Below are 13,533 nucleotides of genomic sequence, written 5' to 3'. Positions count from 1 at the left end.
GGCGTGGGTTTTCACGGTCAGTCCGCGTCCTCAGCCATATCGGCTTCAGGGTACCTGCGACTCGGCGGAATGACGTCGGGATAATCGACCTGCATGAAATAGAGACCGTCCGGCGGTGCGACCGGGCCGCAGGCCTTGCGATCGCGCGCCTCCAGCGCGGCGCGCACATCCCCCGGCGTCATCGTGCCTTCGCCCGCCAGTTTCAGCGTGCCCGCGAAAGAACGGATCTGGTTATGCAGGAAGCTCTGCGCCGTCGCACGTATCTCGATGAGATCGCCGGTGCGCGTCACATCCAGCCGGTCGAGCGTGCGCACGGGGCTGTTCGCCTGACAATGCACGGAGCGGAAGGTGGTGAAATCATGCCGGCCGACGAGCATCTGGGCCGCTTCATGCATGCGCTCATGGTCCATGTCCTTCGACACCCACCATGCCCGCTTGTGCTCCAGCGCCAGCCGGGCCTTGCGGCAGATGATGCGGTAAAGGTAGTGCCGACGAAGGGCGGAAAACCGGGCGTCGAAATCCTCGGTCACGGAAGCGGTATCGAGGACGGCCACCGCTTCGCCCGCCATGGCGAGATGCGCATTGAGCGCGTTGCGCAGCTTGTAGGGCTCCCAGTCTCGGGAAAGATCAACGTGGACGACCTGCCCGACGGCATGCACGCCGGAATCAGTACGGCCCGCACCGCGAATGGAGACGCTCTCTCCCGTCAGTGAACAAACCGCAGCCTCCAGCGCACCCTGAACCGAGGGGCCGTTATCCTGTCTCTGCCAGCCATAATAGGGCGTGCCGTCATATTCGACGGTCATGCGGAAACGTGGCATCAGCCGAGCCTCGTTGTGGTCGGAACCGGTGTGCCGCGCACGAAATCGGCCGCCGACATCGGCTTGCCGCCCGCCTTTTGCAGACGGGTGAGCCGCACGGCGCCGCTGCCGCAGGCAATGGTAAGGGCGTCATCGAGCGCCGCGCCCGCCTCTCCCATGCCGCTAGCCAGTTCGGAGGCCAGAACCTTCACGCGTTCCGCCTTGCCGCCGATGTCCATTTCCAGCCATGCGCCGGGAAATGGCGAAAGGCCGCGAATGTGATTATGCACGTCCTGCGCCGGCCTCGAAAAATCGATGCGGGTCTCGCCCTTGTCGATCTTCGCGGCGTAGAGAACGCCTTCTTCCGCCTGCGTGACGAGCGGCAGGTCGCCGGATTCCAGCTTGTCCATAGCCTGCCGCATCAGCCGCGCGCTGGCCAGCATCAGGCTGTCGTGCAATTCTCCGGCGGTCATGTTCTCATCGATCGCGACCTTTGCGGTCAGCGCGACGGGGCCGGTATCTAACCCCTTCTCCATTTTCATGACCATCATGCCCGTTTCGGCATCGCCGGCCATGATCGCGCGCTGGATGGGGGCAGCGCCGCGCCAGCGCGGCAGCAGCGAGGCGTGACCATTATAACAGCCAAGGCGCGTGCCGCTGAGGATCGCTTCCGGCAGCAGCAGCCCGTAAGCCACGACAACCGCCACATCGGCATTGAAATCCCGAAACTTCTGGCGATCTTCCTCTGCCTTGAAGTTCACCGGCGTCAGTACGGGCAGGCCCAGCAGTTCGGCGGCCTGATGCACCGGGGACTTCTGTAGATCGAGGCCACGACGGCCGCCGGGACGCGGCGGCTGGGTGTAGACCGCAACGATCTCGTGGCCGGCCTCCACCAGTGCACGCAGGGTGGGAACGGAAAATTCCGGCGTACCCATAAAAATGATGCGAAGAGCCATCGTCGCCCCCTGCCCTGTCGTCCATTCCGGTCCAGAGAGGACGGATCAGATCTTTGCGCGGGCCGCTTTCGTGAATTTCTTGATGACCATGTCGCGCTTCAGCCGCGAAATATGGTCGATGAAGAGAACGCCGTTCAGGTGATCGATCTCGTGCTGCAGGCAGGTGGCGAGCAGGCCATCCGCCTCCACCGTCTGCTGCTTGCCGTCACGGCCGACATATTGCACCGTGAGCGACGCGGGACGCTCGACCTCGGCGTAATAATCAGGGATGGAGAGGCAGCCTTCCTCATAGGTCGAGACATCGTCCGACACCTTGAGGATTTCCGGATTGATGAAGACGATCGGGGTCTTTTCCTCGCCCTCGCGCGCAACGTCGATCACCAGCATGCGGCGCGCCACGCCGATCTGAATGGCGGCGAGGCCGATACCCGGCGCATCATACATGGTTTCCAGCATGTCGTCGGCAAGACGCAGCACCTCGGCATCCACCTTTTCGATGGGTTTCGATTGCTGGCGCAGCACGGGATCGGGCAAAATGATAAGCGGTTTGATGGTCATGGCTTCCCATAACGTATCTCTTGCGCGGAGGAAATAAAAAACACGAGGTTCAAACCGCCTCCGGTATCCGTCCCGCCCGACTCATTTCCGCCGCAGGAATGTTCTTGTTTTGATCTTCCGAATCACAAGAAACCTGCTAGATTTAATCATGAGCATAGATTTCTCCGTTCTCCTCGATCCCGCGCTGCGGGCCGGCTCCGTCGACATCAGCTTCGGCGCGCTGCTCGCGGCTCTGGTTTTCGGTCTGGTCGCCACCTGGCTGGTGACGGCGAGCCGTGGGAAAAAAGCGGGAGCCGATGGCGAAATCTCCGACCTCCTGAAAACACAGTCCGAACTGCATGGCCGCATCGCCGCCATGGCGGAAACGCTCGGCACCCGCCAGACCGAGATGAGCCAGACGCTGAACCAGCGCCTCGACGGCATGTCGCAGCGCCTTGGCGAAACACTGACGGAGCAGACCCGGTCGACGCATGAGAATCTGAGCCGCCTGCAGGAGCGCCTCGCGGTCATCGACGCCGCGCAGGGCAATATTCAGGATCTGGCCAAGGACGTCGTCGGGCTGCAGGCCATTCTTTCCAACAAGCAGACGCGCGGCGCCTTCGGACAGGCGCGCATGGAGACGCTGATTGCCGATGCGCTTCCGGCCGGGGCCTTCCAGTTGCAGCCGACGCTTTCGAACGGTTATCGGCCGGACTGCACCATCAAGATGCCCAACAATGCCCCGCCGCTCGTCATCGACGCCAAGTTTCCGCTGGAGGCATGGAACGCCATCAAGGCGGACGAGACGCCCGAAACCAAACGCGCCGCCGTGCAGCAGTTCCGCCGCGATATGGAAGTGCATATTCGCGATGTGGCCGAGAAATACCTCATCCGCGGCGAGACGCAGGATACGGCCTTCATCTTCGTGCCGTCCGAATCGATCTTCGCCGATATCCACCAGCATTTCGAATATCTGGTGCAGCGCGCCCACCGCGCCCGCGTCGTCATCGTTTCGCCATCGCTCTTGATGCTGTCGGTACAGGTCATCCAGTCCGTGCTCAAGGATCAGCGCATGCGCGAGCAGGCACATCTCATTCAGGGCGAAGTCGCCCTTCTCATGGACGATGTGCGGCGGCTGGACGACCGGACGCGCAAGCTGCAGGCCCATTTTGGGTTGGCCCAAAAAGATATCGACATGATGCTGATCTCTTCCGACAAGGTGTTGGCGCGCGGCCAGAAAATCGAGGGTCTCGATTTTTCACCGACGGAAAAAGAGACTTCGCATGGGGAAATCGAGCAGGCTCGACGCTTTGCCGAGAACAGGGCGGGAACGGCAAAGTTGCGGGTGGTTGACGACGAGTGATCCGCTCGGGCAAAGTCGCCGCCTTGCTTGAATTCTATACGGATACGCCCTCCATGATTACTGTTTTCGGCTCCATCAACATGGACCTCGTCGCCACCGCCAAACGCCTGCCCAAGCCGGGTGAGACCGTGACGGGCGACACCTTCTCCACGGCCGCCGGCGGCAAGGGAGCCAACCAGGCGCTGGCCGCACGGCGTGCGGGCGCCACCGTCAAGATGGCAGGAGCTGCGGGCGATGACACCTTTGCCGCGCCGGCGCTGACATTGCTGCGCGACGCCGGCACCGATCTCTCACTGGTGAAGACCACGCCCGGCCCTACGGGGACGGCAGTGATCCTTATCGGCGAAGGCGGGGAAAACATGATCTCGGTCATTCCCGCCGCCAACGGTGAAGTCTCCGCATCCGACGCCGCGAAAGCCCTGGCGGAAATGTCGGCGGGCGATATTTTGATGCTGCAGTTCGAGATACCCGCGTCCGCTATCGAAGCGGCGCTGACGGCTGCGAAGGCAAAGCGCGTCACCACCGTCATCAATACCGCGCCACTGACCGCCGATGGCCCCCGCCTTGCGGGCCTTGCCGATATCGTCATAGCCAACGAAACCGAGTTCGAATTGTTGCTCGGAAAGAACGGACTTTCCGGTTCTGAGCGGGAAAACGAACTGAAAGCCCTGCATGACAGGACCGGCCAGACATTGATCGTGACGCTTGGCGCCGATGGTGTGATCGCGATGCGCAACGGCAAGGTTTTCCGGGCTTCCGGCCTCAAGATCGAACCGGTCGATACGGTCGGTGCGGGCGACACCTTCTGCGGTTATCTCGCCGCGAGCCTCGATCAGGGGATGGATTTCGAGAAGGCGCTGAAGCGCGCCGCCGTCGCAGGTTCGCTCGCCTGCACCCGCGCCGGCGCCCAGCCTTCCATTCCGCTTGCAGCGGAAGTGGATGCGGCCCTCTGAGGGATCAGCCGCTCAACGGCGAATGAAGGTGAGATAGGCCGAGCTGCGGCCTTCTCTTTTCGCCTTGTTCTCATAACGCGTGCCCGGCCAGTTGGCGTAGGGCGTGCGCCAGTCATCGGCGCTCGTCGCCGTCCATTCGAAGCCGCCATGGCGGGCGCAATGCTGCAGCGTCCAGTTGACGTAGGTATCGATATCGGAAGCGAAGCAGAACTTTCCACCGGGTTTCAGCACGCGATGGAAGCGGGCAAGGTTGACGTCTGAAACGAAACGACGCTTCCAGTGCTTCTTCTTCGGCCACGGATCAGGATAGAGAAGATCGATATGATCGATCGATCCCTCGGGCAGCCAGTCCAGCAATTGCGTCGCATCGTCGTCGTAAAGGCGGATATTCATCAACTCGCGTTCGCGCACGGCGGCCAGCAGCTTGGCCATGGAATTGACGAAGGGCTCCACGCCGATGAAACCCGTCTCCGGGTTTTCAACCGCGCGGTGGGCGAGATGCTCGCCCCCGCCAAAACCGATCTCCAGACGGATCGACCGCACATCCGCGGGAAAAAGAGCGGCGAGATTTTGCGGCGGGGCGCTTTCCAGATCGATTTTCAGCAAAGGCAACAGGTTCTCGATTGTATCGACCTGCTGATTGCGCAGGGGCTTGCCCTTGCGTCTGCCAAAAAACGCTTCCGTCGCGCGCGAACGCCGTTCTTCCGTCATCTCATACTCTCAAGAACAAATAGACTTAACCCGCACAGCGCCACATGAGGCGCTGTGCGGGTTACAAAAGTTGGTGACGGTATCTCTCAATCGCCGTCAAATAACAAGCGCGATATCTGGTTGACGCATTTTCCGGACGTAAAACCGCTACGCAATTTTACTGGAAATGCTTCAAGCGCTCAAAGCTTCCTTGAGCGGCTTCACCAGATCGAGCTTCTCCCAGGAGAAGGAGCCGTCACGGCCAGCCTTGCGGCCGAAATGGCCGTAGGAAGACGTCTTGGCGTAGATCGGCTTGTTGAGATCGAGATGACGGCGAATGCCCGACGGCGAAAGGTCCATGACCTTACGGATCGCGGCCTCGACCTGATCTTCGCTGACCTTGCCGGTGCCATGCAGATCGACATAGATCGACAGCGGCTGGGCGATGCCGATTGCGTAGGAAATCTGGATCGTGCAGCGCTCGGCAAGGCCGGCAGCCACGACGTTCTTGGCGAGATAACGGGCGGCATAGGCGGCGGAACGGTCGACCTTGGTCGTGTCCTTGCCGGAGAATGCACCGCCGCCATGGGGCGCAGCGCCGCCATAGGTGTCGACGATGATCTTGCGACCCGTCAGGCCGGCATCACCATCGGGACCGCCGATGACGAACTTGCCGGTCGGGTTGATATACCACTGGCAATCGTCGGCGATCTTCAGGTCGCCCAGAGCTTCGCGGATATAGGGCTCGACAACGGCGCGAACCTTCTTCGAATCCCAGCTTGCATCGAGATGCTGCGTGGACAGAACGATGGATACGGCTTCCGCCGCCTTGCCGTCGACGTAACGAACCGTGACCTGGCTCTTGGCGTCGGGGCCGAGCTTTGCCGCTTCGCCTTCGCCGCTTTTACGGGCGGTGGCAAGCAGCTGCAGGATACGGTGGGAATAATAGATCGGAGCCGGCATGAGGTCCGGCGTTTCCTTGCAGGCGTAACCGAACATGATGCCCTGGTCGCCGGCGCCCTCGTCGCCCTGCTTGTCGGAGGCGTTGTCCACGCCCTGCGCGATATCAGCCGACTGCGGATGCAGGAGAACGTCGATCTTGGCGGTCTTCCAGTGGAAACCATCCTGCTCGTAGCCGATGTCGCGGATCGCCTTGCGGGCGGCGGACTTGAACTTCGAGGGGTTGATGACCGGATGGCCAGCGGCGTCCTTGAGAACCTTGCCGTCCTTGTCCTTCTTCAGAAGCGTATCGGGAACCCGAACCTCACCGGCGATAACGACGCGGTTGGTCGTCGCAAGCGTTTCGCATGCGATGCGCACGGTCCAGGGATCAACGCCCGTCTTGGACGCTTCACGATAGATGAGATCCACGATTTCATCGGAAATACGGTCACAAACCTTGTCCGGATGACCCTCGGCCACGGACTCGCTGGTGAACAGATAATTGGCACGCATGCGGGATTCCCCTCAAAGAACGGTCTTGGAGTTTGTTAGTCATTTCGGCCGCGAAAAACAAGGACACAACCACATAAATATATCTTTATGTGAGAATTCCTTTCTAATCGCGCACAAAAAAACGGTCCTTGCGGACCGTTGAGTGCCCGGCATCCCGTGCCGGAAATTTTCTGCGTCGCGCGGGTTGCGCTTACTCAGCGTCACCCTCGGCGGCGAGCGCCTTGACGAGATCGACGAGGCGGCGGCGAACCTTCGGGTCGGCGATCTTCACGAAGGCGCGGTTCAGTTGCAGACCTTCAGCCGAGGACAGAAAGTCGACCACGTAATTGGAGCTCGACGCTTCCGCCATGCCGGTCGTACCGCCGACCTGATCGCCGGGTGCATCTTCGAAGAAAAAGGAAACGGGCACATTGAGGATCGCGGAAATATTCTGGAGGCGGCTGGCGCCAACGCGGTTCGTGCCTTTTTCATATTTCTGGATTTGCTGAAAGGTAATTCCGAGACTTTCACCCAGCTTCTCCTGGCTCATTCCGAGCATGGTTCTGCGAAGGCGAATTCGGCTTCCGACATGAATGTCGATGGGGTTAGGCTTTTTCTTATTCTCGGTCATCATGCGGTCCTGACACTCGGAAAGGGTTGATATCTCGCTTCATTACTATTCGAAGAAATGAGTCGGCAATTCGACAGCGTCTAAACTTGTTTTACGACTGACGTATTCACTATGCAATTACAGGGGTTCCCGGTCAATTCTGGCGCCGAGCGAAACTCAAGGCGGGAAATACCGCAACGATCATCAAGATAGAAAAAATCAACCAGAAATACGTCCGATGTGTGTCGTAAGTAAATGCGTCGTTTGACCCACCACTCAAAGTGGCGTCAACAATTCCCACCCGACCGTAATCGAGCCCCGCAATAATGCGGCCATAGGGATCTATGACGGCGGAAATTCCGGTATTGGCACCGCGAATCACCGGCACGCCCGTCTCAACGGCCCGGACCCTCGCCTGCAGAAAATGCTGATAGGGGCCGGGCGTGTCGCCGAACCAGCCATCATTGGTCACATTCAGGATAGCGGCCGAGCCGGCCAGCCCCGGCGTCATCTCACCCGGAAAAATGATCTCGTAACAGATGAGAGGATAAAAGGTCTTGCCCGAAGGGAGCGTGAGCGGCGTGCGCGAGGAAGCGGCGGAAAAGCCCCCGGCAGGGCGATGACATTGTCGATGCCGAATTCCCGCAGGATACCTTCAAAGGGAACATATTCACCAAAGGGGGTCAGATGCACCTTGTCGGTCGCGCCAATGATCTCGCCCTGGCTGTCGATCGCATAGACCGAATTGTAATAACGCGGCGGGCGGCCTGCTCCCTGATCTTCCATTCTGACGGCGCCGGTGAACAGCACCTGCCCATCCTCCAGGGTTTTGGCGATTTCCGCCAGAGCATCCGGATTTTGCGTCAGAATGAACGGCACGGAGGTTTCGGGCCAGACGATGATATCGGGGCGCTTTTTCCCTTCGCCGGGCGGCAGAGCAGAGAGCCGCAGATGCTCGCCAAAAATCTCCGCCCTGTCCGTGTTCAGCATCTTGCGTGACTGATCGATGGAAGGCTGCACGATCCGAACGGTCAGTGCGTCCGCTGGCACCTCCGCCGGCGTCTGGAGACGGTAAAAGCCATAGCCGAAATGGCCGGCCAGCAGCAGCCCCGCCACGGCGAGACCCGGCCACATGCCTTTTTTCGTGCCTGTCAGCGCGGGCGAGGCGAAGATGAAAACCGCAAGCGTCGTTATGCTGAAAAGGCCAAGCAGATGTGCCGATTGCATCATGATCGGGATGGGCATGATGCCGTAGCCGATAGCGTTCCACGGAAAGCCGGTGGCCGGGAAGCTGCGCAGCCATTCCGAAAAGCCGAAGGCGGCAGCAAGTGCAGCGATACGGCCGAGGCCCTCCGACCAGAGGAGATTGGCTGCGGCAACCGCAAAACCGTAGAACAACGCCAAGAAAGCGGGAAGGCCAAGAATGGCGAGCGGCAGCGCCCAGGCGAATTCATCGGCCTCCAGCAGGAGAGCATTGCCGAGCCACCACAGGCCCGCGACGAAGTAACCAAGCCCGAAACACCAGCCGATGCCGAAAGCCGGCAGGATGCGGCTGAAGAGGCCGCCGCCCGGCTTGCCGGTGCAGCCATCCACGAGCCAGACAAGCAGGGTGAAAGACAAAAAAAGCGCCGCGAAAAAGCCGAATGGAGGCAAAGCGAGCGCCCCGACCGCACCTGCGGCAATCGCCATAACTGCGCGGCTCATGCCACCGGCCAGCATTACCCTGCCTGCAAGACGCTCCATGCCATCTCCGTTTATGCGCGTCCGGAAAAGCCCGCAGCCGACAAGGCCGCGCCACGGAATTTCCCCTCAGACCCGACGTAAAGGAAAAAAGATTCGCAGTCCACAGGAGGCATGGCGACCGAAGCGCCACTTGTTCTTTTCGACGCCGAACACGGGCATTCATACCTGTCGGATTGATATATCGAAAGGTGGAAGCGACGGGGAAAAAACCCGTCGACCTTTCTTAATCGGCGTTCTGCTGGTGCGTGATAAGTCGAACATCCGGCGCAGGCAACGCAATCACCTCATTGGCGCCCGCTTCGCCCGGGGCGCGATCATCCTCACCTTCGGAGCCATGATCCCGGACGATACGAACGCCCTTGATACGCCTGCTATCCGCATCGAGAATCTGGAACTCGAAACCGGGCACGGCCCGGACCACCTCGCCCTTGGCCGGAATGCGGCCGAGCGCGAAGAAGATGAGACCGCCGAGCGTATCGATTTCCTCCAGATGTTCGCGAACATCGAATTCCGGCCCGATCACCTCGGCAAGTTCGGTGAGTTCCGCGCGTGCATCCGCGACAAGCACATCGGCGGAAAGACGCGAAAACATCGCCTCGTCCTTGTCATGCTCGTCATCGATGTCACCCACGACCATCTCGACGATATCCTCGTGGCTGACGAGACCGTCGGTGCCGCCATATTCATCGATCACCAGCGCAAGCTGAGTTCTCTGGGCCTGCATCGTCTTCAAAAGGTCGGACGCGAGCATCGAGGGCGGTGCGAAAAGAATTTTGCGCACCAGCCCGGCAGCGGCGACCGTCTGCTCCAGATCGACACGTGCCAGGTCGAAATTCGGCCGCGGTGAACGAGGCGCCTTCACCTCACCGTAGGCGACGCTTCGCGAACCGGCCCGGCGTTTATTGCGGGCCTGCTTGGCGACATAGGCCAGCAGATCGCGAATGTGGATCATGCCCTTCGGATTATCCAACGTCTCGTCATAAACCGGCATGCGGGAACGCCCGGTTTCCTCGAAGAGGATCAGCGCATCGCCAATCGTCATATTCTCATCGAGACCGTCGATGTCCACACGCGGGATCATGATATCTTCGACCCGAACCTCGCGGAAACGCAGGATATTGTTCAGCATCGCCCGTTCTTCGGGCGAAAAGGCCGCACCGATTTCGGTGTCGTCCATCAGCGCGTCGGTCAAATCCTCGCGCAGGCGCTCGCCCTGGGATGGTTTCAGCAACCGTGCGATGCGTGACCAGATGGTCGATTTCGGCTTGGCGTTGTAGTCGTGACGTAAGTGACTACTGCCCTCCTCCGAAGAGGACTGCTCGCCGTTTTCTCTGCCCTCATTGGCAGGTCGTGCAGAATGTTCGTTCATGGCTCCAGACAATATTCAAAGCGGTTCCTGACCCGCGTATGGATCAGATAGGCCAAGCACCGCCAAAATGCGAGTCTCAAGCGACTCCATTTCTTCCGCTTCTTCCTCGTCCATGTGGTCATAACCAAATAAATGCAGGAACCCATGAACGAGCAGATGGGTCAGATGATCCCCGAAACTCTTCTCAAGTTCAAGGGCCTCGCGTTCAACCGTCTCGCGCGCGATGACGATATCGCCCAGCATGGGGCCTGGCATTCCGCCCGGTTCCAGCGGAAAAGCGGGGAAAGACAGGACATTGGTCGCCTTGTCCTTGTCGCGCCACTCGGCATTGATTTCCCGAATATTTTCATCGTCGGTAAAGACCAGCGACAGCTCCACCGGCATTTTCGGGAAGGGTTGCTCCTCTTCCCGCTTCAGAAAATCGACCGCCGCGTCCAGCACCCTGGTAGCAAAGGCCAGCAAATCCTCTTCCGAGGACCAGCCTTCGGCCTCGACGCTGATTTGAATATCCAGAGCTGTCATTGTCTTTACGTCAGTTGCCCTTCACAAGGCTTTCATCCGGCACCGCCGTGTGGGATTCATACGCCCGGACAATGCGCGCCACCATCGGATGACGCACGACGTCGACATCCTTGAAGCGCACGACCGACACGCCTTCCACATCGCCAAGGATTTGCAGTGCCTCGACAAGACCGGATTTCACGCCGCGCGGCAAATCCACCTGGCTCGGGTCACCCGTCACGATCATGCGGCCGTTCTCGCCTAGGCGGGTCAGGAACATCTTCATCTGCATGGTCGTGGTGTTCTGGGCTTCGTCCAGAATGACGGCGGCGTTGGCCAGCGTGCGACCGCGCATGAAGGCCAGCGGCGCGATTTCGATGACGCCCGCCTGAATGGCGCGCTCCACCTTGTCGCCCGGCATCATGTCATAAAGCGCGTCATAAAGCGGACGCAGATAAGGATCGACCTTTTCCTTCATGTCGCCCGGCAGAAAGCCCAGACGTTCGCCCGCTTCGACCGCGGGGCGCGACAGGATGATGCGGTCAACCGCGCCGCGCTCCAGAAGCTGCGCCGCATGAGCGACGGCCAGATAGGTCTTGCCGGTGCCGGCGGGGCCGACGCCGAAAACCAGTTCGGATTGTTCCAGTGCCCGCATGTAGACGTCCTGTGTCGGCGTGCGGGCAGCGATGGTCTTCTTGCGGGTGGAAATCTGCGCCATGGAAATCTTCGCCTTGCGTTCCATCGTCGGCAAGGTCAGCTGGTCGTCTGCGGCCATGGCCATGCGGATCGCGCCTTCCACGTCGGAAACCTCGGCGGTTCCGCCCTTGAGCAGCCGTTCATAAAGGAAATCCAGCGCCCGACGAGCCTGATTGGTGGCAACGACATCGCCGGTGATGGCGACGGAATTGCCGCGCGGGCGAGCGTCGATATTGAGGCGCTGTTCCAGAAGCTTCAGGTTCTGATCGAACTGACCGAATAGCTCTCCCGCTATCCTGTTATTCTCGAACGTGAGGACGAAGTGATTGGCGTCGGTCGCGGCTTGGCGTGGCTGGCGCGATGAATTTGATACCAATTCGTGTGCGTTCAAGCGGTCAGGCTCCTGTCCCAATCAGTGTCGGCTCCTCACTCTAACTCCCTGCCACCTCGGCAAACAAGCTGTTTGGACCCGTTGCGGTGATTCGTACATTAACAATGTCACCGATTTTCAAAGTCTTTGCATCAAGATTCACGGATTGCAGCCACGGAGAGCGACCTATCAACTGCTCAGGCATGCGGCCGGGCTTTTCCAGCAGCACATCCATGGTTTTTCCGACCAGCGATTCCGCAAATTCCTTCTGTTGCCGCAGCAACAGGGCCTGCAATCTTTCCAGCCGCTCGGCCTTCACCTCTTCCGCAACCTGATCGGTGAGATCGGCTCCCGGCGTGCCGGGGCGGGTGGAATATTTGAACGAGAAGGCCTGCGCATATTTCACCGTCTCGACCATCGCCATCGTATCTTCGAAATCGCGATCCGTCTCACCGGGGAAACCGACAATAAAGTCTCCCGACATGGCAATATCAGGGCGGGCGGCGCGGATTTTTTCGATAAGCTGGATATATTCCTCACCCGTATGGCGACGGTTCATCGCTTTCAGAATGCGATCCGACCCGGACTGCACCGGCAGATGCAGATAGGGCATGAGAATACGCAGATCGCGATGCGCGCCGATCAGGCGTTCGTCCATGTCGCGCGGATGGCTGGTGGTGTAGCGAAGCCGTGCAAGGCCCGGAATTTCCGCCAGCCGGTAAAGCAGTTCGGCAAGGCCCCATTTTTCGCCCTTCGGACCTTCGCCCTGCCAGGCATTGACGTTCTGGCCAAGCAGCGTGATCTCGCGCACGCCGGCATCGACGAGCTTCATCGCCTCATCGACGATCTGGCGCACGGGGCGGGAGACTTCCGAACCGCGCGTATAGGGCACGACACAGAAGGTACAGAACTTGTCGCAACCTTCCTGCACCGTCAGAAACGCTGTTACGCCGCGCGTGCGCAGCGTCGCCTTTTCGGCCACCGGCAGATGCTCGAACTTATCCTCGACCGCATATTCGGTCTCGATGACGCGCTCGCCGCCGCGCACCCGCTTCAGGGCGTCCGGCAGGCGATGATAGGTCTGCGGGCCGATGACGACATCGACGGCGGGCGCACGGCGAAGGATTTCCTCGCCTTCCGCCTGCGCCACGCAGCCGGCAACGCCGATCATGAATTCGCGGCCCTGCTCTTCGCGCGATTTTTTCATGTCGCGCAGGCGGCCGAGCGCTGAATAGACCTTTTCAGCCGCCTTTTCGCGGATATGACAGGTGTTCAGCAGCACCAGATCCGCCTCGCCCATATCTTCTGTCTGAACGTAACCGTCCTTCGCCAGCGCATCGCTCATACGGACGGAATCGTAGACGTTCATCTGACAGCCGTAGGTCTTGATGAAGACCTTTCTGCTGTTTGCCCCATCGCGCGCGATGGATGCGGGCTGGCTGTTCGAACCCTCGCGGGCGATCATGGGTGGGGCCTCAAGGCCAAGCGTTTCCTGGGTCATGGCGGCTATC

At 60.1% G+C, this 13,533-nt stretch carries 12 protein-coding genes and 1 pseudogene; 2 read left to right on the top strand and 11 right to left on the bottom strand.

The window, feature by feature from the left end; all coding sequences use genetic code 11:
* Positions 1-17 precede the first annotated feature (17 nt).
* From truA to def, 3 genes are read right to left on the bottom strand one after another with little or no spacing between them, the layout of a single operon-like run.
* Positions 18-821, bottom strand: a complete 804-nt coding sequence (gene truA, locus O3W47_RS17770) for a tRNA pseudouridine(38-40) synthase TruA (RefSeq protein ID WP_269314278.1) — start codon at positions 819-821, stop codon at positions 18-20.
* Positions 821-1,756, bottom strand: a complete 936-nt coding sequence (gene fmt, locus O3W47_RS17765; protein WP_269314277.1) for a methionyl-tRNA formyltransferase — start codon at positions 1,754-1,756, stop codon at positions 821-823. The genes truA and fmt overlap by 1 nt, the downstream gene beginning before the upstream one ends.
* A 45-nt stretch (positions 1,757-1,801) precedes the next feature.
* Positions 1,802-2,314 carry a peptide deformylase gene (def, locus tag O3W47_RS17760; RefSeq protein ID WP_003503724.1) on the bottom strand — a complete coding sequence of 171 codons (513 nt, stop codon included), beginning with the start codon at positions 2,312-2,314 and terminating at the stop codon, positions 1,802-1,804.
* Positions 2,315-2,462: 148 nt separating this feature from the next.
* Here def and O3W47_RS17755 point away from each other — a divergent pair, with 148 nt between their 5' ends.
* Both O3W47_RS17755 and O3W47_RS17750 read left to right on the top strand, forming a co-directional pair.
* Positions 2,463-3,656 (top strand): DNA recombination protein RmuC, encoded by a 1,194-nt coding sequence (locus tag O3W47_RS17755; protein ID WP_162936737.1) that lies wholly within the window; start codon positions 2,463-2,465, stop codon positions 3,654-3,656.
* A gap of 53 nt (positions 3,657-3,709) precedes the next feature.
* Positions 3,710-4,609 carry a ribokinase gene (locus tag O3W47_RS17750; protein ID WP_137002806.1) on the top strand — a complete coding sequence of 300 codons (900 nt, stop codon included), beginning with the start codon at positions 3,710-3,712 and terminating at the stop codon, positions 4,607-4,609.
* Positions 4,610-4,621: 12 nt separating this feature from the next.
* On the opposite strand, the gene trmB is transcribed toward O3W47_RS17750, so the two are convergent.
* From trmB to miaB, 8 genes and pseudogenes are all read right to left on the bottom strand, one after another.
* Positions 4,622-5,320 (bottom strand): tRNA (guanosine(46)-N7)-methyltransferase TrmB, encoded by a 699-nt coding sequence (gene trmB, locus O3W47_RS17745; RefSeq protein WP_078051327.1) that lies wholly within the window; start codon positions 5,318-5,320, stop codon positions 4,622-4,624.
* A 171-nt stretch (positions 5,321-5,491) separates the two neighbouring features.
* Positions 5,492-6,754, bottom strand: coding sequence for a methionine adenosyltransferase (gene metK / locus O3W47_RS17740; RefSeq protein ID WP_003520054.1), 1,263 nt, complete (start codon positions 6,752-6,754; stop codon positions 5,492-5,494).
* Between the two features lie 190 nt (positions 6,755-6,944).
* Entirely contained in the window at positions 6,945-7,364 is a 420-nt protein-coding gene (locus O3W47_RS17735) for a helix-turn-helix domain-containing protein (protein WP_026363797.1), read from the bottom strand.
* A 133-nt stretch (positions 7,365-7,497) separates the two neighbouring features.
* Positions 7,498-9,086, bottom strand: a pseudogene (gene lnt, locus O3W47_RS17730) (apolipoprotein N-acyltransferase).
* A gap of 223 nt (positions 9,087-9,309) precedes the next feature.
* Positions 9,310-10,455: a hemolysin family protein gene (locus tag O3W47_RS17725; protein WP_080818054.1), complete on the bottom strand. Its 1,146-nt coding sequence runs from the start codon at positions 10,453-10,455 to the stop codon at positions 9,310-9,312.
* Between the two features lie 15 nt (positions 10,456-10,470).
* Positions 10,471-10,977 (bottom strand): rRNA maturation RNase YbeY, encoded by a 507-nt coding sequence (gene ybeY, locus O3W47_RS17720; protein ID WP_269314276.1) that lies wholly within the window; start codon positions 10,975-10,977, stop codon positions 10,471-10,473.
* A gap of 10 nt (positions 10,978-10,987) precedes the next feature.
* Complete coding sequence (locus tag O3W47_RS17715) at positions 10,988-12,043, bottom strand: PhoH family protein (protein ID WP_080818056.1); 1,056 nt, start codon at positions 12,041-12,043, stop codon at positions 10,988-10,990.
* A gap of 40 nt (positions 12,044-12,083) precedes the next feature.
* Complete coding sequence (gene miaB / locus O3W47_RS17710) at positions 12,084-13,523, bottom strand: tRNA (N6-isopentenyl adenosine(37)-C2)-methylthiotransferase MiaB (RefSeq protein ID WP_269314275.1); 1,440 nt, start codon at positions 13,521-13,523, stop codon at positions 12,084-12,086.
* Between the last annotated feature and the right edge of the window lie 10 nt (positions 13,524-13,533).

The sequence above is a fragment of the Agrobacterium sp. LMR679 genome, from assembly GCF_027157905.1.
In the GTDB taxonomy this organism is placed as follows: domain Bacteria; phylum Pseudomonadota; class Alphaproteobacteria; order Rhizobiales; family Rhizobiaceae; genus Agrobacterium; species Agrobacterium leguminum.
Note: the sequence above shows the minus strand (reverse complement) of the source record. Positions and strands in the feature narration are given on the sequence as shown.

What these genes read in the sequence shown, in the direction of transcription:
- fmt (WP_269314277.1), bottom strand. Translation starts at nt 1,756, where the DNA reads ATGGCTCTTCGCATCATTTTTATGGGTACGCCGGAATTTTCCGTTCCC.
- metK (WP_003520054.1), bottom strand. Translation starts at nt 6,754, where the DNA reads ATGCGTGCCAATTATCTGTTCACCAGCGAGTCCGTGGCCGAGGGTCAT.
- truA (WP_269314278.1), bottom strand. Translation starts at nt 821, where the DNA reads ATGCCACGTTTCCGCATGACCGTCGAATATGACGGCACGCCCTATTAT.
- ybeY (WP_269314276.1), bottom strand. Translation starts at nt 10,977, where the DNA reads ATGACAGCTCTGGATATTCAAATCAGCGTCGAGGCCGAAGGCTGGTCC.
- O3W47_RS17735 (WP_026363797.1), bottom strand. Translation starts at nt 7,364, where the DNA reads ATGACCGAGAATAAGAAAAAGCCTAACCCCATCGACATTCATGTCGGA.
- trmB (WP_078051327.1), bottom strand. Translation starts at nt 5,320, where the DNA reads ATGACGGAAGAACGGCGTTCGCGCGCGACGGAAGCGTTTTTTGGCAGA.
- def (WP_003503724.1), bottom strand. Translation starts at nt 2,314, where the DNA reads ATGACCATCAAACCGCTTATCATTTTGCCCGATCCCGTGCTGCGCCAG.
- O3W47_RS17725 (WP_080818054.1), bottom strand. Translation starts at nt 10,455, where the DNA reads ATGAACGAACATTCTGCACGACCTGCCAATGAGGGCAGAGAAAACGGC.
- O3W47_RS17750 (WP_137002806.1), top strand. Translation starts at nt 3,710, where the DNA reads ATGATTACTGTTTTCGGCTCCATCAACATGGACCTCGTCGCCACCGCC.
- miaB (WP_269314275.1), bottom strand. Translation starts at nt 13,523, where the DNA reads ATGACCCAGGAAACGCTTGGCCTTGAGGCCCCACCCATGATCGCCCGC.
- O3W47_RS17755 (WP_162936737.1), top strand. Translation starts at nt 2,463, where the DNA reads ATGAGCATAGATTTCTCCGTTCTCCTCGATCCCGCGCTGCGGGCCGGC.